At 73.7% G+C, this 19,273-nt stretch carries 18 protein-coding genes; 10 read left to right on the plus strand and 8 right to left on the minus strand.

Going from position 1 to position 19,273, the window contains the following annotated elements; all coding sequences use genetic code 11:
* Positions 1-717, plus strand: coding sequence for an aspartate/glutamate racemase family protein (locus tag J8M50_RS13935; protein ID WP_010358692.1), 717 nt, complete (start codon positions 1-3; stop codon positions 715-717).
* A 79-nt stretch (positions 718-796) separates the two neighbouring features.
* On the opposite strand, the gene J8M50_RS13940 is transcribed toward J8M50_RS13935, so the two are convergent.
* Together J8M50_RS13940 and J8M50_RS13945 are read right to left on the minus strand one after the other, a co-directional pair.
* Positions 797-1,198 carry a RidA family protein gene (locus tag J8M50_RS13940; protein WP_010358691.1) on the minus strand — a complete coding sequence of 134 codons (402 nt, stop codon included), beginning with the start codon at positions 1,196-1,198 and terminating at the stop codon, positions 797-799.
* A 30-nt stretch (positions 1,199-1,228) separates the two neighbouring features.
* Positions 1,229-1,927: a hypothetical protein gene (locus J8M50_RS13945; protein WP_223786209.1), complete on the minus strand. Its 699-nt coding sequence runs from the start codon at positions 1,925-1,927 to the stop codon at positions 1,229-1,231.
* 37 nt (positions 1,928-1,964) lie between these two features.
* On the opposite strand from J8M50_RS13945, the gene J8M50_RS13950 reads away from it, so the two are divergent.
* The 3 genes from J8M50_RS13950 to J8M50_RS13960 all read left to right on the plus strand — a co-directional run bounded on the left by J8M50_RS13950 (position 1,965) and on the right by J8M50_RS13960 (position 6,842).
* Complete coding sequence (locus J8M50_RS13950) at positions 1,965-3,848, plus strand: tetratricopeptide repeat protein (RefSeq protein ID WP_010358689.1); 1,884 nt, start codon at positions 1,965-1,967, stop codon at positions 3,846-3,848.
* A gap of 42 nt (positions 3,849-3,890) precedes the next feature.
* The gene (locus tag J8M50_RS13955; RefSeq protein ID WP_010358688.1) at positions 3,891-4,658 is read left to right on the plus strand and encodes a nucleotidyltransferase domain-containing protein; all 768 of its coding nucleotides are present in this window, start codon (positions 3,891-3,893) and stop codon (positions 4,656-4,658) included.
* A 198-nt stretch (positions 4,659-4,856) separates the two neighbouring features.
* Entirely contained in the window at positions 4,857-6,842 is a 1,986-nt protein-coding gene (locus tag J8M50_RS13960) for an FUSC family protein (protein WP_075824731.1), read from the plus strand.
* Positions 6,843-6,873: 31 nt separating this feature from the next.
* Here the strand turns inward: J8M50_RS13960 and J8M50_RS13965 are convergent, their stop codons facing one another.
* Positions 6,874-7,815, minus strand: coding sequence for an endonuclease/exonuclease/phosphatase family protein (locus tag J8M50_RS13965; RefSeq protein ID WP_010352527.1), 942 nt, complete (start codon positions 7,813-7,815; stop codon positions 6,874-6,876).
* Positions 7,816-7,943: 128 nt separating this feature from the next.
* On the opposite strand from J8M50_RS13965, the gene J8M50_RS13970 reads away from it, so the two are divergent.
* The 3 genes from J8M50_RS13970 (at position 7,944) to J8M50_RS13980 (ending at position 10,344) form a co-directional block, all read left to right on the plus strand.
* A complete protein-coding gene (locus J8M50_RS13970; RefSeq protein WP_010352525.1) occupies positions 7,944-9,272 on the plus strand; it encodes an amidohydrolase in 1,329 nt (442 codons plus the stop codon).
* Between the two features lie 115 nt (positions 9,273-9,387).
* Positions 9,388-10,029 carry a DUF899 domain-containing protein gene (locus J8M50_RS13975; protein WP_010352524.1) on the plus strand — a complete coding sequence of 214 codons (642 nt, stop codon included), beginning with the start codon at positions 9,388-9,390 and terminating at the stop codon, positions 10,027-10,029.
* A gap of 141 nt (positions 10,030-10,170) precedes the next feature.
* Positions 10,171-10,344, plus strand: coding sequence for a DUF8839 family protein (locus J8M50_RS13980; RefSeq protein ID WP_010352523.1), 174 nt, complete (start codon positions 10,171-10,173; stop codon positions 10,342-10,344).
* On the opposite strand, the gene J8M50_RS13985 is transcribed toward J8M50_RS13980, so the two are convergent.
* The 3 genes from J8M50_RS13985 to J8M50_RS50075 form a co-directional block, all read right to left on the minus strand.
* Positions 10,329-12,200: an ABC transporter ATP-binding protein gene (locus J8M50_RS13985; RefSeq protein ID WP_178855033.1), complete on the minus strand. Its 1,872-nt coding sequence runs from the start codon at positions 12,198-12,200 to the stop codon at positions 10,329-10,331. The genes J8M50_RS13980 and J8M50_RS13985 overlap by 16 nt on opposite strands.
* 299 nt (positions 12,201-12,499) lie before the next feature.
* Positions 12,500-12,904: a hypothetical protein gene (locus J8M50_RS13990; RefSeq protein WP_050369994.1), complete on the minus strand. Its 405-nt coding sequence runs from the start codon at positions 12,902-12,904 to the stop codon at positions 12,500-12,502.
* A 32-nt stretch (positions 12,905-12,936) separates the two neighbouring features.
* The gene (locus J8M50_RS50075; protein WP_370516615.1) at positions 12,937-13,851 is read right to left on the minus strand and encodes an ATP-binding protein; all 915 of its coding nucleotides are present in this window, start codon (positions 13,849-13,851) and stop codon (positions 12,937-12,939) included.
* A 332-nt stretch (positions 13,852-14,183) separates the two neighbouring features.
* Between J8M50_RS50075 and J8M50_RS14000 the strand changes: the two genes are divergently transcribed.
* The gene (locus J8M50_RS14000; protein WP_010352519.1) at positions 14,184-15,044 is read left to right on the plus strand and encodes a Sco1979 family transcriptional regulator; all 861 of its coding nucleotides are present in this window, start codon (positions 14,184-14,186) and stop codon (positions 15,042-15,044) included.
* A complete protein-coding gene (locus J8M50_RS14005) occupies positions 15,045-15,305 on the plus strand; it encodes a DUF397 domain-containing protein (RefSeq protein WP_010352518.1) in 261 nt (86 codons plus the stop codon).
* Between the two features lie 193 nt (positions 15,306-15,498).
* On the opposite strand, the gene pdxR is transcribed toward J8M50_RS14005, so the two are convergent.
* Positions 15,499-16,920 (minus strand): MocR-like pyridoxine biosynthesis transcription factor PdxR, encoded by a 1,422-nt coding sequence (gene pdxR / locus J8M50_RS14010; RefSeq protein WP_010352517.1) that lies wholly within the window; start codon positions 16,918-16,920, stop codon positions 15,499-15,501.
* A 46-nt stretch (positions 16,921-16,966) separates the two neighbouring features.
* Between pdxR and J8M50_RS14015 the strand changes: the two genes are divergently transcribed.
* A complete protein-coding gene (locus tag J8M50_RS14015) occupies positions 16,967-17,503 on the plus strand; it encodes a carboxymuconolactone decarboxylase family protein (protein WP_010352516.1) in 537 nt (178 codons plus the stop codon).
* A 235-nt stretch (positions 17,504-17,738) separates the two neighbouring features.
* Here J8M50_RS14015 and J8M50_RS14020 read toward each other — a convergent pair whose 3' ends face one another.
* Entirely contained in the window at positions 17,739-19,226 is a 1,488-nt protein-coding gene (locus J8M50_RS14020; protein WP_010352515.1) for a glutamate synthase subunit beta, read from the minus strand.
* Positions 19,227-19,273: the final 47 nt, after the last annotated feature.

Here is a 19,273-nt window from a genome sequence, read left to right on the forward strand (position 1 = left end):
GTGCGGATCGTCGTCACCAACTGCAACACCACGCAGGAGATGACCGCCGAGATCGTACGGGGTGCCCGCGCCGCTGCTGCGCCGGGCACCCTCGTCACGGGTCTCACCCCCGCGTGGGGGCCCGCGTCGGCGGAGGGCTGGCTCGACAGCTACCTCTCCGCTGCGGCCGTCATCGACGCGCTGCGCACGTACGACGGGCCCGCGTACGACGCCGTCGTCATGGCGGGGTTCGGGGAGCACGGCCGCGAAGGCGTCCGGGAACTCGTCGACGTACCCGTCGTCGACATCACGGAGGCGGCGGCGCACCTCGCGTGTCTGCTGGGGCGCCGGTACGGGGTGGTCACGACCCTGGAGCGGACGTGCGGCCAGATCGAGGACAGTTTGGAGCTGGCGGGGGTGGCCCGCAATTGCGCTGTCGTCGTCTCCATCGGCCTCGGCGTCCTCGAACTCACCGACCCCGCGCGCACGGAGTCGGCGTTCGTCGGCGCCGCCGAGCAGGCCCTTTCCGCCGGGGCGGAGGTGCTGGTCCTCGGGTGCGCGGGGATGACGGGGCTCCAGCGGGTCGTCGCGGAGAAGCTGGGGGTGCCGGTGGTGGACGGGGTGGGCGCGGCGGTGAAGCTGGCCGAGTCCCTGGTGTCCCTGGGGCTGAACACGAGCCGGGCGGGGAGCTATGGGAGGCCGCTGGAGAAGAGGAGGGTTTGGGGGAGGGGAGGGTAGGGGAAGCGCGGGGCTGGGGCGTTTGTCGTACGGCGCGAGGCGGCGCGCGCTTGGCGGTGCGAGCCCCCTCGTGCGCCCCCTACTCCGGTACCACCGCCGTCGCCGTGATCTCCACCAACTGGCCCGGGTAGCCGAGGCAGGCGACGCCGAGGAGGGTCGAGGAGTGGGGGCCGGTGCTGAGGCCGGACGCCTCGACCACGGTCCATACCGCCGCCAGGACGGCCGGGTCGGGGCTCACGACGTACACGTCCGTCACCACGACGTGCGCCAAGTCGCTGCCGACCGACCGGAGTTGCTCCTCCAGGTTGGCGATGGCCTGCTCGGCCTGCCGTACCGGATCCCCCGGTCCCACAAGGGTGCCCGCCGCATCGAGGGGCACCGACCCCGCGAGGAACGCGAGTCTCGTGCCGGCCTCGACGACCGAGGCGTGGGAGTAGGTGGGCGGGCGGAAGAGATCGGGGGAGGTGACGCGGCGGATCATGGGCACTCCTCGGTGGCGGACGACTGACGATCATCCGGTCCGGAGTGCGTGACCGCACCCGAGTTTCGTACGGCGGAAACGTTCCGGCCGTGCGCCGGTCTCACGACTCCGGGCCGTCAGGATCCGCTCGAACCTGCGGGGGGGGGTGCCCCTGTCTGCCCCCAGCCCCGGGGAACGGGGCGCCGGGAGGTCGATCAGGTCGCTCACGTCGGCGACCTTCTGGAGCGTGCGGGCCAGGGAGGACAGGGTGCGGCGGACCTCCGTGAGCTGGGCGCGCAGCGCCGGTGCCTGGTCCCACGCGCGCTCCCAGTCGACCGGGTCGTGGCCCTCGGGGCGCCGGGACTCGTACGCGGTCAGGCGGGGGTGCCAGGAGGCCAGGAGGGGGCGCAGGACGCGGTTCAGGACGGTCACCGCGAGGACGCCGAAGCTGACGTGGCCGGGGGCCAGCGGCGGGGCGACGTCGGGGCCGTAGCGGCGCAGGATGTCGCGGGTGGTGCCGAAGAACGTGTAGAGCGAGGTCAACGCCTCGCGCAGGAACCCCTCGTCGGGGTGCAGGTCCTCCACCGAGACCCGGGTCACCAGCTCCAGGTACAGCTCCCACGCCGCGCTGCGCTCCGCGTCGGCCGGCTGCCAGGTGCCGGAGATCTCGCCCACGAACGGTATCGACAGTGTCGCCGTGATCTGCGACGGTCCGCTCGGTCCCCGTCGCCTGCGCTGCCTGTGTCCCATGATCGCCTCCCCGATGCTCACAGTAGGGTAAGGCGCCGTGTGGGACGTCTTCCTCAGTTACAGCCGCGCGGACGTGGAGTCGGTCCGCCCCCTCGCGCGTGCGCTGCGCGGGGAGGGCCTGCGGGTGTTCACCGACGAGACGGGTGTCGCCCCCTTCGAGGGGATCAGCGAAACGATCCGCCGCGAACTGGCGCGCTCCACGGCCCTGCTGGCCTACTACTCCGCCGGGTATCCCGAACGCGAGGCGTGCCAGTGGGAGCTGACCTGCGCCTATCTCGCCGGTCTCGCCGAAGGCGACCCCCGCCGCCGGGTCATGGTCGTCAACCCCGAGCCGACCGCCTCCCACATCCACCCCGTCGAACTGCGCGACGCACGGCACGCGGACCCCGGGGACCCCGCCGGGCTCGTCGCGGACGTCGTCGCCCGCCTGGCCCGCCTCGACGGTCCCATGCCGCTGCCCAGGGCCGCCGTACGCGGTCCGCACGCCGAGTTCCTCGGCCGCCTCCCCGAGCTGTGGCGGATCCACTCCGCCCTGCACGCGCACGCGGCGCCCCTCACCGCCGGCCGGGTGCCGGCCCGGACCGTCCAGATCCGTGGCATGGCGGGCATCGGCAAGACCGCGCTCGCGCGCGAGTACGCGCTGCGCTTCGCGGCGGCCTACCCGGGCGGCGTCCACTGGCTGGACGGACGGTCGTACGACGCCCCGGTACCGGACCCGGACACCGACCGGCCCTTCCTGCGGATCGTCGACGACGTCCCCTCGGGACGCCCGGCGGAGATCGCCGCGCTGACCGCCCGGCACCCCCTGGGGCACACGCTCTTCACGCTCCGCAGCCACGCGTACGGCGGACAGGGCGCCGTCGTCGACCTGGGACCGCTCGACGCGCACCACGCGCGCGTGCTGCTCGGCGGCGCTTCGGACGACGCGGACGCGGACGCCCTCGCCGAAGCGGTCGACGGCCATCCCCTCGCGCTCGCGCTCCTGGGACGCGCCGTGCGCGCGGGACACGATCCGCGCACCCTCTACGACCTCCTGCACACGCGCGGGAGATCGCTCCTGGACACGCTGGCCGAACGGGACGTCACGGCCGGCATGGTCGCGGACGTGGACGGCGACGAGGCCGCCGACGTCCTGCGGTGCGCCGCCGCTCTGCATCCGCTGCCGGTGACCGCGCGGGACGCGGCCGGGGTGCTGGCCGCCGTCGACCGGGTGCCGCAGGCGGTGGCGCGCAGACGTGCCGCCCAGGGGATCGCCGAACTGTCCGCGCGGAGCCTGCTGACCCCCGAGAACGCCTCAGGCGGCGCTCTGGGCGCCTGGCGGCTCCATCCCGTCACTCTGCACGCCTGGCACCACCACGACCCCGCTCCGGCCCGCACGGAGGCCCTCCGGCGGGCCGCTCTGCGCACGCTGTGCGGAGATCGCGGCCCGGATACCCTGGGGGCTCCCGGCAGCCGGAGGGAGGTCCCCGTGGCAGCACCCAGCGAGTCCGAGCGGATGGCCGCGTTCGACATCCAGGTCGAACTCGTCACCCGGATCGGCGTCCAGGAACTCGCCCCCGGCGAGGGGAGCCTGCGCGAGGCGCTGGCCTCGCTCAAGTCGGTGATCGACTTCACCCGCGCGACGCTGCACACGTACAGCATCGGCCTCGCGCCGGGTACGGGCGCACCGACCGTGCAGAGCCTGTCGTACAGCCTGATCAACGACGTCATCCGGCCCTTCACCACCGCCTGGCACCCGCGCCTGACGGCCTACGAGGCGACCCGGCCCGCCGCCGTCAGCCCGCTCGACCACGAGGCCGGGTGGGTGCAGGGCGAGCCGATGCGCGCCGAACTGGCCGCGCTGCGGGGGCCGTTGCAGGGGATCGTGGAGGGGCTCGGCGGGATCTCCGGGGCGGGGTTCGGGCTGGCGGCAGCGGGCTGAAACCCGTGGTGCCGGTGGGGTGATGGTTCGTAGCCTGCGGGCATGGACCACCTCACCGACGCCCAGTTCCTCGACACCGTCGCCGACCGGCTCGCCGCGCTTCCCGGCGTGCGGGCCGTCGCGCTCGGCGGCTCCCGCGCGCAGGGGACGCAACGGCCCGACAGCGACTGGGATCTGGCGGTCTATTACCGGGGGGCCTTCGAGCCTGCGGATCTGCGGGCGGTCGGGTGGCCGGGGGAGGTCTCCGAGGTCGGCGGGTGGGGTGGGGGTGTGTTCAACGGGGGTGCGTGGCTGAGCGTCGAGGGGCGGCGCGTCGACGTCCACTACCGGGATCTGGACGTCGTGGAGCGGGAACTGGCCCGCGCGCGGGAGGGGCGGTACGACGTCGAGCCGCTGCTGTTCCACCTCGCGGGCATCCCCACGTACCTGGTCGTCGCCGAACTCGCGGTCAACCGCGTCCTGCGCGGGGACGCGCCCCGCCCCGACGGCTACCCCGAGAAGCTCCGCACGGCCGCCAGCGCGCGCTGGTACGACACCGCCCGCGCCACACTCGCCTACGCACACGCCGCGCACGCGCGAGAGGGACGGTGGACCGAGGCGCTCGGGGCGATCGCCGTGGCTGCCACGCAGGCGGGGCACGCCGTGCTCGCCGCGCGCGGGGAGTGGGTCACCAACGAGAAGCGGCTGCTGGAGCGCGCGGGGCTGCGGGACGTCGACGGCGTCGTCGTGGGCGCGGGGGACATCGGGGAGGCGATCGACCGCGCGGGCGCGCTGTTCGAGGAACGGGTGGGGGCGGAACGGCGTCCCTAGGGACCGGCGCCTTCGGGAGGCCGTCCGGGGGATCGCCGCCCGCGCGGGAGTTGCGTTCATAAAGAAACCGGCTGATCACACCCCGCTTCACCTCGGCGAAACGCAACCGGCCGACCCGTTCCGTACCGTGGAGGGACAAGCCCGAAGCCCCGGCCGACGTCGCCCGACGGCACCCGTCCCCGTCACGACAGGAGCCCCGTGTCCCGAAGCGCCGGTGTCGCCCTTCCGCCCTGGCTCGCGCACGCGCTGCGCGCGCAACGCGGCCCCGTCCCCTGGGCGGCGGTCGCGCGCGGGGCGCTCGCGGCGGGACCGCTGCTGGCGGTCGCCGTGGCCGCCGGACGCACCTCGCTCGGCGTCGTCGCCGCGATCGCCGCGATGCTCGCGGGGATCAACGACCGTCCGGGCAGCAGGCGTACGTCCGTACAGCGGCTCGGGACGCCCGCGCTCGCCGGTGCGGCGGGACTCCTCGGCGGCACCTACGCGGGCGCGCACGCGGGCCCCGTCGTCCTCACCCTCGCCCTGACCGCGCTCGGCCTCGTCGCCGGGGGCATGAGCGCCATCGGCCCCGTCGCGTCCGCGGCCGGCACCCAGGTCCTCGTCGCCTCCGCGATCGGCGCGGGCATGCCGGTCGACGAGGCGGGCTGGCAGCGCGCCCTCGCGTACCTCGCGGGCGCGGGCTGGCTGCTCCTGCTGCGCCTCGCCCTGCCCACACCGGGCTCGCTCGCCGGGGACTTCCGCTTCGACGGCGAACGGGCCGCCGTCGCGGGCGTGTACGACGCGATCGCCGCCCTCCTCGACGCCGTCGGCGGCCCCGACGCCGGCGCGCGCCGGGCCGCCCTCACCGCCGCCCTCGACCACGCGCAGGACGCCTTCGCCGGACCCCGGCTGCGCCGCTACGCCAGCTCCTCCACGGAACGGCGGCTGCACGCGCAGTACGCCGCCGCGCTGCCCCTCGGGGAGGCCGCGACCGCGCTCGCCTGGGCCGGGGAACCCGTCTCCGAACGCGCCTCCGAAGGGCCCCGGCGCCTGGCCGCCGCCGTCCGCGAGAACACGCACACCGGGCCGCTGCCCGCGCCCTCGCGCTCCGCGCCCGCGCTGCGGGCCCTGGACGACGCGCTGCTGCACGCCGCCGAGGCGTTCGACCGGGGACACGGCGCCGCTCCGCACGCGCGCAGGCGCACGGCCGCCGATCTGCTGCGGGCCGCGTTCGGCGCGGGCGGGCGGGAGTACGGGATGCGGGTCGCCCTGTGCTTCGGCGCGAGCGCCGCCATTGCGCAGGCCCTGCACCACTCCCACTGGTACGGCGAGCACACGCACTGGTACTGGCTCCCCGCCACCGCCGTCTTCCTCGTCAAGCCCGACCTCGGCCCGCTCGTCTCACGCGTCCTGAACCGGGCCGCCGGCACGGTCCTCGGGGCGCTCGTCTTCGCCGGGTTCGCCGCGTTCCTGCCCCGACCCGAGGGGCTCGTCGTCCTCGTCGCCGTCTGCGGGGCCCTCGTCCCTGTCGCCACGCGCCACTTCGCCGCGCAGACCGCTGTCGTCACCGTCCTCGTCCTCGCCCTGGTCATGGTCGGCGGCGAACCCCAGGCGTCCGCCGGGCGCATCGGCGAGACCCTCCTCGCCTGCGTCCTCGTCCTGGTCGTCGGCCACCTCCCGATGCCGGGCGAGCGCGGGGGCCAGGTGCGCGCCCGGCTCGCGCTGGCGACCCGGGCCGCGCAGGAGTACCTGGCGTACGTCCTGAGCGACACCGGCGAGGAGCCCCGGGTCCGGAAGCCGCAGAAGCGCGTGAGGCGCCCTGGAACGCACGAGGTGCACCGAATCCCCCGGAATGCCCCGAACGGCGCCGAGAGCCCCTCTGAGGCACCCTCCGCCCCCATCGGCGACCGCGCCACCCGCTGGGCCCTCCGCCGCGAGGCCTACCGAACCCTCGCCGAAGCCCGCACCGCCATCGCCCTCTCCGCCGCCGAACACCCCGCCCTCGCCCGCCACACCGCCGGCACCGACGAGATAGCCGCCCTCCTGGAACGCCTCGTCGACACGACGACGGCCAGCGCCGTACAGCTCGACGACACGGGGCACTTGGGCGCACGGCACCGGGAACTGCTCGACGAGCTGCTGACGGCGTTGGACGCGCATCGGGTGCCGGGGGCGCGGGGGCGGATGAGGTTGCCGCGGGCGGTGTGAGGGGCACCCAGGGGGAGTTCCCGTGCGCGCCCTACCCCACCCGCACCCACACCGGCGCATGGTCCGACCCCGACGCGTCCCGCCGTTCCCTCGGGTCCTCGTTCACCGACGGCAGTCGCAGCACCCCGTCGGCCGACGGGGTTCCGGTGCCGGCCTCGGTCACGCGGTGGACCAGCTGGTGGCTCAGGAGGATGTGGTCGATGAGTTCGCGGCGGCCGGAGTTGACGCGGGAGTAGCGCCGCTCGGCCGGGATCAGGGGCGCGACGTCCCACAGGCGCGCACGGTCGCCCTGGTCCGGCAGTTTGTAGCCGGGCGTGCCTATCTCCGACCCGGGCGGGCCCAGGAGGATCTGGGTCGTGGCCGCCTGGACCTCGTCGTTGAGGTCGCCCACGACGGCGACGTCCCGCGCGCGGCCGTCGCCCGCGAGGAGGTCGTCGGCGAGGGCGCGCAGGGTGACCGCCTCGGAGGCGCGGCGGTACAGCGCGTACGCGCCGTAGCGGGCCCGTTCGCCCTCGTTGTGCGGGAAGAAACGGTTGCCCGGGTAGGTGAGGAGCTTGGACTTCAGGTGGGCCACCGCGAGGTGCAGGGCGCCGGTGCGGACCGCGAGGAGGCCGCGGCCCGTCGCGGAGACCGTCAGCCCGGAGTCGTCGACCTGGACGGGCCGCAGGTCGTGCGGGAACGCGTTGACGTCCGCGACGACCTCCAGGGGCGCCCTGCTGATCACGCCGACGCGGATGCCGCGCCCGTCGGGGTGCGCGGAGAGCGCCGTGTGCCAGGTGCCGCCGATCACGCCCAGGAGGTCGTCCAGCGCGTCGGGGTCGCCGACCTCCTGGACGCCGAGGACGTCGGGCGCGAGGGCCTCGACCCTCTCGGCGAGGGAGGCCAGCTTCGTGTCGTAGGAGGCTTTGTCCTTGGGCCCGAACGGGCCGCCGGGACGGTAGAGGTTCTCCAGGTTCCAGGTGCCGAGGAGCATGACGGGCTCCCTCCAGAGCGCGCTTCCAGGGCCCAAGGGTGCCTTCAGGGGAGGCCGCAGCGACAGGCGCCGGACAGGATGCCCGCCACGGCTCACGCAGGCCGAGGACCCCGTCGTACGGTGTCAGGATGACGCCTTCCGCGGACCTCGTCATCTCGGGCTGCACGATTCTGGAACCGGGTCTCACCTTCCGTACGGACGCGACGGTCGTCGTACGGGACGGCCGGATCGAGTCGATCGGCGACGACCCGCCCGGGGAAGCCGCACACCGCATCGACGCGCGCGGGCAGATCGCGCTCCCCGGGCTGATCAACTGCCATACGCACGCGCCGATGGTCGCCCTGCGCGGACTCGCGGAGGACCTGCCGACCGAGGAGTGGTTCAACGACGTCGTCTGGCCGGTCGAGTCGAACCTCACCGCGCGGGACGTCGAACTGGGCGCGCGCCTGGCCTGCGCCGAGATGATCCGCGCGGGCGTCACCTGCTTCGCCGACCACTACTTCGCGATGGACGCGGTCGCCGCCGTCGTCGAGGAGACCGGGATGCGCGCCCACCTCGGGCAGGCGTACTTCTCCTCCCAGGGGCCGAAGGGCCGCGAGGAGTCCCTGGAGTTCGCCCTGAGGCACCGCGAGGGGGCGGGCGGGCGGATCACCACCACCCTGGCCCCGCACGCCCCGTACACCGTCACGGAAGCCGATCTCGCGGCCACCGCGGCCCTCGCCCGGGAACACGGACTCCCCGTCCACCTGCACGCCTCGGAGAACCGCGACCAGGCCGAGACGAGCCTCGCGCGCCACGGCGTCACCCCGATCGACGTCCTGGAGCGCACCGGGATCCTCGACACGGACGTCCTGATCGCGCACGGCACCGGCATCCTCGACCGCGACCTCCCCGTCCTCGCCCGCGCGCGAGGGCGCGTGTCCGTGGCGACCGCCCCGCGCGGGTACCTCAAGTTCGCCTGGCCGACGACCACCCCCGTGCGCGCGCTGCGCGAGATCGGCGTACCCGTCGGACTCGCGACGGACGGTGCCGCCTCCAACAACTCCCTGGACGTCTGGGAGTCGATGGCCCTCACCGCGCTGGTGCAGAAGTCGACGACCGGCGACCCGCGCTGGCTGACGGCCCGCCAGGCACTCGACCACGCGGGCCCGCAGAGCGCCCGCGCCCTCGGGCTCGGCGACCGCATCGGCACGCTCGCCCCCGGGATGCGCGCCGACCTCGTCCTCGTCGACCTCACCGGCCCGCACACCCAGCCCGTCCACGACCTCGCCGCGACCCTCGTGCACAGCGCCCGCGCGAGCGACGTCCGGACGACGATCGTCGACGGCCGCGTCCTCATGCACGAGCGTCGACTCCTCACCGTCGACGTGCAGTCCGTCGTCACGGAGTTGACGGCCCGCCTGCCCGCCCTCACCGACCGCGCCCACGGGAGGCGTGTCCAGGACTACGACACCTGAACCGCGCGACACCTGATCCGGGCGGCCCCAAAAATTTCTTCGCGTACGACGATGAGTTCCGCGCGGCCCTCCAGTCACCCCCTCCGACGGACCGTCGTACGTGAAGGGGTGGGCGATGTCGCTCCCGGAGATCGTCTCGCGCGAACAGTGGCGCGCGGCGCGCGAGGACCTGCTGGCGAAGGAGGAGGCGCTCGCCCGCGCGCGTGAGGCGCTCGGTGTGCAGCGGCGCCGGATGCCGATGGTCGAGGTCGGCGCGGAGTACGTCTTCGAGGGCGGCGACGGCAAGGCGACCCTGCTCGACCTCTTCGCGGGCCGCGCCCAACTCGTCGTCCACCACTTCATGTTCGCGCCCGAGTGGGAGACCGGCTGCCGGGGCTGCTCGGCCTTCCTCGACCAGGTCGGCCACCTCGCCCACCTCAAGGCGAGGGACACGGCGTTCGCGGTCGTCTCCAGAGCGCCCTACACGCGCGTGCTGCCGTTCAAGGCGCGGCTCGGCTGGACGGTGCCCTGGTACTCGTCCTACGACAGCGACTTCAACGCCGACTTCGAGGCGACCCTCGCGCGACCCGACGGCGAACTCGTCGAGCGGCAGGGCCTGAGCTGCTTCCTGCGGGACGCCGACCGCGTCTTCCACACGTACTCCGCCTTCGGGCGCGGACTCGACGGGCTCGGTACGGCGGCCGGGCTGCTCGACCTGACCGTGTGGGGACGGGGGCCCGAAACGGACGTTCTCTATCACGACGAGTACGACTTCTGATCACTCTGCGTGCGGACGGTGTGTCAGGTAGGTCTCAGTCCTGTCATATGCCGAGTCCTTCGGCCCCTGTGGAGCGTTCACTCCAGTACGAGCGACGGCCGGAACAGGCGGCCGTACGGGAGACGCTTCCCGGAGGACGACATGGTGAACGGGCGGACCGTGCTGGAACGGTTCCCCGCGGGCGGCCCGCGCGGGTCGTGGCCCGCGGAGGAGTTCGCGCGCGCGAGGCGTTCGGAAGGGCTGCCGGCGGAGGTCGTCATGGACCTCGCCGGCGACGCCTTCCTGGTGATCGTGCGGGGTCACTCCGGGGAGTGAGCGGGCAGCCGTACGGTGAACTGCTCGGCCTGGAGGGCGTACAGCTCCGCGTACACGCCCCCTGTCGCCAGCAGCTCGTCCGGGGTGCCCGACTCGACCAGCCGGCCCTGCTCCAGGACGTGCACCAAGTCGGCGTGGCGGACCGACGCCAGCCGGTGGGTGATCAGGACGACGGTCTGGCCGCTGTCGGCGAGCGCCCGGATCTTCTCGAACACTTCGAGCTCCGCGCGCGCGTCGAGCGCGGCCGTCGGCTCGTCCACGATCAGGATGCGCCCGCGCCGGTAGGCCGCCCGCGCGATGCCCAGCCGCTGCCACTGGCCGCCCGACAGCTCGTGACCGCCGCTGAACTGGCGCGCCAGCAGCGTGTCCAGGCCGCGCGGGAGGTCCGCGACGACGTCCTGCGCGCCCGCCTGCGCGACGGACTCCGCGAGCCGCTCCTCGGTGAGCGGCGCGGCCGAGCGGCCGATCGCCACGTTCACCTTCGCCGTGAACGGCCAGCGCTTGAAGTCCTGCGCGACCATCGCGATCCGCTCCGCGAGCTGACGGCGGTCCGCGCCGGCCGCGTCCACGCCGTCCCACAGGACCCGCCCCGACTCCGGCCGGTACAGCCCGGCCAGCAGCTTCACCAGGGTCGTCTTGCCCGAGCCGTTCTCGCCGACCAGCGCGATGATGCGGCCCAGCGGCAGCGTGAGCGAGACGTCGTCCAGCGCCGGGCGGTGGTCCGGTGAGTCGTCGCCCGGGTAGCGGAAGGTGACGTTCTCGAAGCGGATCTCCCCCGGGTCCTCCGGGAGGTCCGTCCCGCCCGCCGGGATCGCCCGCTCGGCCGCCTCGACGTACAGCCGTTGCAGGTCGCCGACGAACAGGGCCTCCTCGTGGAGCTGGTTCACCTCCAGGACCAGCGTGTTCAGGCTCGCCGAGCCGCTGCGGATCGCGATCACGGCCGTCCCCGCGACCGCCAGGGCCATCGCGCCGCCCAGCAGCAGGCCGCCCAGGGTCGCGTACGTCGCGACCGTCGCCAGGCCCGTCCACGCCGCCGCGATCAGCCCCGTACGGGCCGTCAGACCGGCCAGCCGCGCCTGTTCCGCCTCCGCGGTCTCCGACATCGACCGGAAGTGGCGCAGCAGGAACGGGCCGACGCCGTGCACCCGGATCTCCGGGGCCGCCGCCGGTTCCGTCAGCAGGCTCGCGATCAGCTGTCCCGCGCGCGCGTGCTGCACCCACGTGTGGAACGACTCGTAGCGGCGCCTCGCGTTCGTCAGGGCGCTCCACGCGCTCGGCAGCGTCATCGTCAGCAGGAGCGGCAGCAGCACCGGGTGCAGGACCGTCAGGACGCCCGCCGCAGCGGCCAGCGAGATCACCGAGTTCACCACGCGCGTGCCGTAGCCGATCATCCTGCGCGCGGACTGGGCGCCGTACTGCGCCGTGTCCAGGAGCTTGTGGAAGGCGTGGTCCTCTATCGCGGCGAGTTCGACGGCCGCGGCGCGCTCCAGGTACAGCTCGGTCGCCACGCGCTCGACCTTCGGCTCCAGGCGGCCGGTCGCGTACGTCGACGCCGCGCGCAGGAGTGCGCTGACGAACAGCACCACGGCCATCGTGATCAGTGCGGGCGCGGCGTCGCGGACCCTCGCCTCGATCGGGCCCTGGGCGATGAGCCGGCTCAGGACGCTGTTCACCGCGAGCAGGCTCACCGCCTGGGCGGCGCCCCGCGACAGCTCCGCCGCCACGACGATCTTCGCCGCGCGCGGGTCCGCCTGTCTGGCCAGCCTGAGGCTGACCGTCAGCAGTGAGGGGAGCCGGCTGAGCATCGAACGGAACCCCAGTTCCAGGAACGCGTCCCGGTGCTGGTTCCAGCCCATGTCGTAGCTCAGCGGGCCGCCGAACAGTAATCGCTCCGAGCCGGACACCTCGCGTTCCTCAGGCCCGCCTTTCCGCTGCCCGCGCGGTCTGCGCACGCTCTGCCTCCCCCGGGTGGCGGTTCTGCATATGCACGAAGGGCCACTATGGCGTGCGGGGGCGGGGCGGGGGAGGGCGCGCGGCTGGTGGTGCTTGTGCGCGGGCGTGCGCTGTGGGGTGAGGGAGGAGGAAGTGCTTGAGGCTGCGCCGGAACACGCAGCCTCAAGAGATCACGCGTGCTGTCCTGACGCCTCTCGGGGGGCTACGCGCTGATCGGGCGTGACCAGGTGGGTGTTGCCCCCGTCAGCCGGCACAGGGCCAGGTACAGCGGTATCGGCGGCGTGTACGGGACGGTCCCCGTCGGCCGGTTGATGAGCGTGAGGGTGTGCGGCGTGTCGGGCAGGACCGCCCCCGTCGCGTACTGCGCGGGCGCGGGCCACTCGACGGCATAGTCGGAGTCCGCGGGGACGAGCCACCACCAGTGCGTGTCGTCGGCGTACACGCACCCCACGCGCGGGAGGCGCGGCATCAGGAGGGGGCCCAGACGCGCGGGTACGGCGACGGCGTCGCAGCCCAGCGGGACCGTCATGCCGTCGGGTACGGGCAGGCGCGCGGGGGCGCCGGGCGTGTGCGACAGATGGCGGCCGACTCGGACGAGCGTGTTCATGGTGAGCACCGGACCTTCGGCGGACGGGGCGCTCACGCCCTGCCCCGCTCCCGGCCCCGCTCGCCGGTGCCGGGAAGACCCGGTTGCGACGTCGCGGTGGCCGAACCGGGGTGCGAGCGCCAGCTGGTGGAATCGCCGTCAGGACTCTGGGCGTGCTGTCTGCCCGAACGGCTCGGATGCCCCGGAAGGGGATGGGGCTCGGGATGGGCGTGCGGCGGGTGATGCGGAAGCAAGGGGGCGGGGCGCTGCGCGTGATCCACGGAGGCCTGCGCGGCGTGAGATGACGGGGCCGGAGCCTCGGCGGCGTACCGCGAAGCCCCCGTCCGCTGTGTCACCACCCGCTCGTCCATGTCCCCGCCCGTTCCCGTGGGAGCCGCCTTGCTGCTCTCGCCCTCGTGCGGGGCGGGCTCGTCGGACGGGGTCGGCTTGGGGCGGGCACCCCAGCCGAGGTCGTTGTGCGGGGCTGAGGCGCCCCGGGGGAGCTCGGCCCACACCAGGAGGCCGAGGCCGTGCTCCTGGGCGCCCCAGGCGCGGCACAGGGCGTCGACGAGGAGGAGGCCGCGGCCGTGTTCCTCCTCGGGGAGCTGAGGGGACGGGCGAGGCTCACCGGGCGCGCATCCTTCGTCACGCACCGCGATACGCAGCATCTCCGCGCCGTCCTGGAGCTCGCACACGACGACCCCGCCGGCCGTGTGCACGATCGCGTTGGTGACCAGCTCGGTGATGACGAGGGCGGCCGAGTCGCACGTGTCCTCGCACACCGCCCAGCCGGTCAGCCGGGCCCGCACCAGGCGTCTCGCCTGGGCCGGGGAACCCGGATGTGCGGCCAGCTCGAACCGGAACCTGCGCTCGGCAGAGGTCTGGTCAGAACCTGCTCCCGGTGCGGCACCGAGACCGGCGGGGCGGCCTGCGGCGGCGTCTGTTCCTAAAGGCGCGGACGGAATCACGCTTGCCACTATCGCCCCGCCGAGAACACTTGGCAAGTGTCACTCTGAAAATTGCAGAGTGCTGCGCGACGCGGTGGGACGCCGTGGCACACTGCTCGCAACAGCACGTAGAGCGGCGCCGATTGGGACACCGGAGGGCCGTCGCCCACGCACGGACGTACATCGCCGTACGCGCGCGTGGCGGCCGGACAGAACTCCGCGAGGTCTCCGAACGGCGCCGCAGGGCTGTCGGGAATCTTTCCGGCCGGACAGCCCGCGTGGCCGCGGGACGGGCCGCCGTGCGGGTCAGGAGAAGAGTCAGGGACGTTCGTGGAGTTTCGTGGAGGTGGAGCGTGAGCGAGCCGCGGTCCGCGCCGACCGTGGGACAGGTGGTCCTCGGTCGGCGCCTGCTGGACCTGCGGGAACGCGCCGGGCTCAAACGCGAGGAGGCCGCCAAGGTCCTGCGCGTCGCGCCCGCCACGATCCGCCGGATGGAGAACGCCGAGGTCGCGCTCAAGATCCCGTACCTGCAACTGCTCCTGAAGGCGTACGGCGTCGCGGGCGACGAGGCCGAGGGCTTCGTACGGCTCGCCGAGGACGCCAACAGGCCCGGCTGGTGGCAGCGCTACCACGACGTCCTGCCCGGCTGGTTCTCCATGCACGTCAGCCTGGAGGGCGCCGCCGCCCTGATCCGCCAGTACGAGCCGCACTTCGTCCCCGGACTGCTCCAGACCGAGGACTACGCGCGCGGGGTGCTCGTCTCGGGCGCGATCGCGCGGACCCGGCCGGAAGACATCGACCGTCTCGTCGACCTGCGCATGCGCCGCCAGGAACTGCTCACTCGTCCCGACGCGCCCCGGATATGGGTCGTCATGGACGAGACGGTGCTGCGCCGCCCGGTCGGCGGCCCGGAGGTGATGCGTGCACAGATCGACAGGCTGCTCGACGCCGCGAAGCTGCCCAACGTGGTGCTTCAGATCGCTCCGTTCACGAGCGGGCCGCATCCGGGTACGTACGGGCCCTTCGTGCTGTTCCGATTCGCCATGCCGGAGCTTCCGGACATGGTCTACAGCGAGTACTTGACCGGCGCGGTCTATCTCGACGCGCGCGAGGAGGTGGCGACACACCTTGAGGTCATGGACCGCATGGCGGCGCAGGCCGCTACGGCACATCGCACGAAGGAGATCCTCCGGGATCTCCGCAAGGAGCTGTAAATGAAACGCATCTCGTCCTCTCCCGCCCCGCGGATCTACAACGGCATGCCCGCGCGGGAACTGGGCAACGAGGGCTGGCACAAGCCGTGGAGCGGCGGGAACGGGGGCAACTGCCTGGAGGCGATGAAGCTGGAGGACGGCCGGATCGCGCTGCGCCAGTCCACCGATCCGGACGGGCCCGCGCTGATCTACACCCCGGCCGAGATGACGGCGTTCATCGAGGGCGCGAAGGCGGGTGAGGCGGACTTCCTGCTCTCCTGAACACCTTGTTCACGGGTTCGGATCATGTTCGGTGACTTCTCTTCTTGTTTGCTTCTCGCACCTCTCTAAAGTTGACTGCTCGACCCACATTGATCAGTTATGACCGTATCGACTGCCCTCTAGGCAGGTGACCTACAGCGCACGACCCGCTGCGGCGCGGGGCGTCCACCGGGAACGGTGGTCGCCCTACGGCCTACGGCCCCGGCAACACCGCACACAGAGCCCCCAGCGCCCCCTCGTACGCGTGCTCCGACGGAGTGCCGTACCCGACCACGAGACCGTCGCCCACAGACCCCTCCGCCGCCGGGTGCCGGAACCCGGCAAGGCCCTCCAGCGCGACCCCGCGCGCGGCAGCCGCCTCGACCGTCGCCCCCTCGGTGCCGTCCGGCAGCCGCAGCACCGCGTGCAGCCCCGCCGCGACCCCGCTGACCCGGATGTGCGGCGCCCGCTCGGCCAGCGCCGCGACGAGCCGGTCACGGCGCGCGCGGTACCGCTGCCGCATCCGGCGCACATGGCGGTCGTACGCCCCCGACACGACGAGATCGGCCAGCGCGAGCTGCTCGGGGACGCTCGACCACGCCTCCCGCTCGCCCTTCGCCTCGCGCACGGCGTCGACCAGGTGGTCCGGCAGCACCATCCAGCCCAGCCGCAGGGCCGGCGACAGGCTCTTGCTGACCGAGCCGACGTACACGACCCGCTCCGGGTCGAGCCCCTGGACGGCGCCGACGGGACGGCGGTCGTAGCGGAACTCGCCGTCGTAGTCGTCCTCCAGGACGATCGCCCCGCGCGCGCGTGCCCAGTCGACCACCGCCGCCCGGCGCTCCGGGTGCAGCGGGCCGCCGGTCGGGAACTGGTGGGCCGGGGTGAGCAGGACGGCCCGCTCCCGCCCCAGCACGTCCACGCGCGCGCCGTGGTCGTCCAGGGGCAGCGGTACGGTCCGTACGGCCGCGTCCGCGAGCAGGTCCTGGTGGAAGGCCAGCCCGTACGACTCGACGCCCACCGGGCCGCGCAGCACCCCGCCGCCGCCCTGGCCGAACAGCAGCCGCAGCGCGTGCGCGAAGCTGGCGCAGACCACGATCCGGTCCGGCTCGGTGCGCACCCCGCGCACGCGTGCCAGGAACTCCGTGAGCGCCTCCCGCAGCTCCCGCCGCCCCGCAGGGTCCCCCGGCCCGAACGCCTCGACCGGCGCGGCGTTCAGCGCCCGCCGGTAGGACGCCAGCCAGGCCGCGCGCGGGAACGACGAGGCGTCCGGCGTACCCGGCCGCAGGTCGTATCGCGGGCCACGCGCGCGTGGAGGGCCGCCGACCGCCGGTTTCCCGGCGTGTCGCAGGGGCTCCGTCCGGTCCGCCACGCGCGTGCCCGACCCCTGCCGCGCGGTCAGCCAGCCCTCGGCGACGAGTTCCGCGTACGCGTCCGCCACCGTGTTGCGGGCCACCCCGAGGTCGGCGGCCAGCGAACGGTACGGCGGCAGCCGGGTCCCCGGCGTGAGCCGGCCACTGCGTACGGCGTCCCGCAGCGCACCGGCGACAGCGGCCCGGCGCCCGCCCGGGCCGGACACGTCGAGGTGCAGGTCGGAGCCGATGCGCCGGGCGGAATTGACCCATGAACTCGCCATGGAAATGCACCCTACAGAGGGGCTTTGCGGGGCCTAGATTCGAGGCATGACGACGCAGACGACACAGACGCCGACGGCCACCGACACCGGCTTTACCACCGCCGACATCGAGGCAGGTGTCGCCGCCGCCGAAAACGCCCGCACACGCCTGGACTTCGCCACCGCCTCCCGCAAGACCTACCGCGCCATCGCGGCCCTCGGCATGGCCGCACGCGAGGGCCTCGACCCCGCCCTCGTCGAACTCGTCCAGATCCGCGCCTCGCACCTCAACGGCTGCGCCTACTGCCTCCACATGCACACCAACGACGCCCGCAAGGCCGGCGAGCACGAGGACCGCCTCCACCTCGTCCCCCTCTGGCGCGAGGCCCGCCACTTCTACACCCCGAAGGAGCGCGCGGCCCTGGCCCTCACGGAGTCCCTGACCCTGCCCCAGGGAGGCGTCTCCGACGCCGTCTACACCGAGGCGGCCAGCCACTTCGACGACCACGAACTGGCCCAGCTGATCGCCCTGATCTGCACGATCAACACGTGGAACCGGGTGGCCCTGGCGACGGGGAAGGTGGCGGGGACGGACGAACGCTGAACGCTCCGCGGGAGGGGCGGGGGAGGGCCTGCGTGCGGCTTCCGCGCGGGCGTGCTGTCGGCCTGCGGCGCGGGGGCCCCGGCCGGTTTCCGCACGGGACGCGCCGCCCATCTTCGGCACACGGCCCCGGCCGCCCTCCGCCGGACTCGGCGGAACCGACGCACAGGCCCGACGACCGACTGCCGTACGGAGGCCCTCGCAGGTCGACGGCGCTCGCCGAGCACCCCCGTCGGTCTCACACGATCATCGGCCGGTCGTCCGGGACGATCGGAGCCGGCAGGGTCGAGTTGCCCGTCAGGTAGCGGTCGACGGCCGCTGCCGCCGATCGGCCCTCCGCGATGGCCCAGACGATCAGTGACTGTCCGCGCGCGGCGTCGCCGGTGGCGAAGACGCCCGGGGTGTTCGTGGCGAAGTCGCGTCCGCGGGCGATCGTGCCGCGTGGGTTCAGGGACACGTTCAGCTGGTCGAGCAGGCCGTCCGAGAGGTCGGGGCCGGAGAAGCCCAGGGCCAGGAGGACGAGGTCGGCGGGGAGGGATCGGGAGGTGCCGTCCACGGGCTGGCGGTGTTCGTCGACCTCGACGAGGTGGAGGGCGTTCACCCGGCCCGCCTCGTCGCCGGTGAAGTGGAGCGTGGACGCCGCGAAGAGGCGCGCGTCGGCGTGGGCGGAGGGTGCCGTGCCGAGTTCGGCCGCCTCCTCGTGCGCGGCGGAGAGGCGGTAGATCCTCGGGTACGTCGGCCACGGGTCGGCGTCGGGGTCGCGCTCGCCGTCGGGACGGCCGTAGATGTCCAACTGCGTGACCGACGCGGCCCCTTGCCGTACCGCCGTCCCCAGGCAGTCCGCACCCGTATCACCTCCGCCCACGATCACCACGTGCCTGCCGGCAGCCGACAGCGGGGAGGCCTCCGTATCCCCCTCGCACACCCGGTTGGCCGGCGGCAGGTACTCCATGGCCTGATGTATCCCCTCCAACTCCCGACCCGGCACCGAAAGTTCCCGCCACGCCGAAGCCCCCGTCGCGATCACCACCGCGTCGTACCGAGCCCGCAGCCGGTCCGCCGGAACGTCCCGCCCGACGACCGTGGATGTCCGGAACTTCGTCCCTTCGGACCGCATCTGATCGATACGGCGCTCCAGGTGCCGCTTCTCCATCTTGAATTCGGGGATGCCGTACCGCATGAGCCCGCCGAGCCGGTCGTCCTTCTCGTACACGACGACCGTGTGCCCCGCGCGCGTCAACTGCTGCGCGGCGGCGAGCCCGGCGGGCCCGGAGCCGATCACCGCGACCGTCCGCCCGGAGAGCCGGTCGGGCGGCCGGGGCGCCACCAGCCCCTCCTCCCAGGCCCGGTCCGCGATCGCGCACTCGACGTTCTTGATCGTCACGGCCGGCTGGTCGATCGCGAGCACGCACCCCGCCTCGCACGGCGCCGGACACAACCGGCCGGTGAACTCGGGGAAGTTGTTCGTCGCGTGCAGCCGCTCGCTCGCCGCCCGCCAGTCCGCCCGGGACACCAGGTCGTTCCACTCCGGGATCAGGTTCCCGAGCGGACAGGCGTCGTGGCAGAACGGGACCCCGCAGTCCATGCACCGGTCCGCCTGCGCGCCCACGATGGGCAGCAGCGCCCCGGGGACGTACACCTCGTCCCAGTCCCGCACCCGCTCCGCGACGGGCCTGCGCGGCCAGTCCTGACGGGGGGTGCGCATGAATCCCTTGGGGTCCGCCATGGCTGATGTCCTCGGGGGAGTCCGCACGTCCGCACCTGCGGCGGGCG

It is taken from the genome of Streptomyces acidiscabies (assembly GCF_020010905.1).
GTDB classification, from domain to species: Bacteria; Actinomycetota; Actinomycetes; order Streptomycetales; family Streptomycetaceae; genus Streptomyces; species Streptomyces acidiscabies.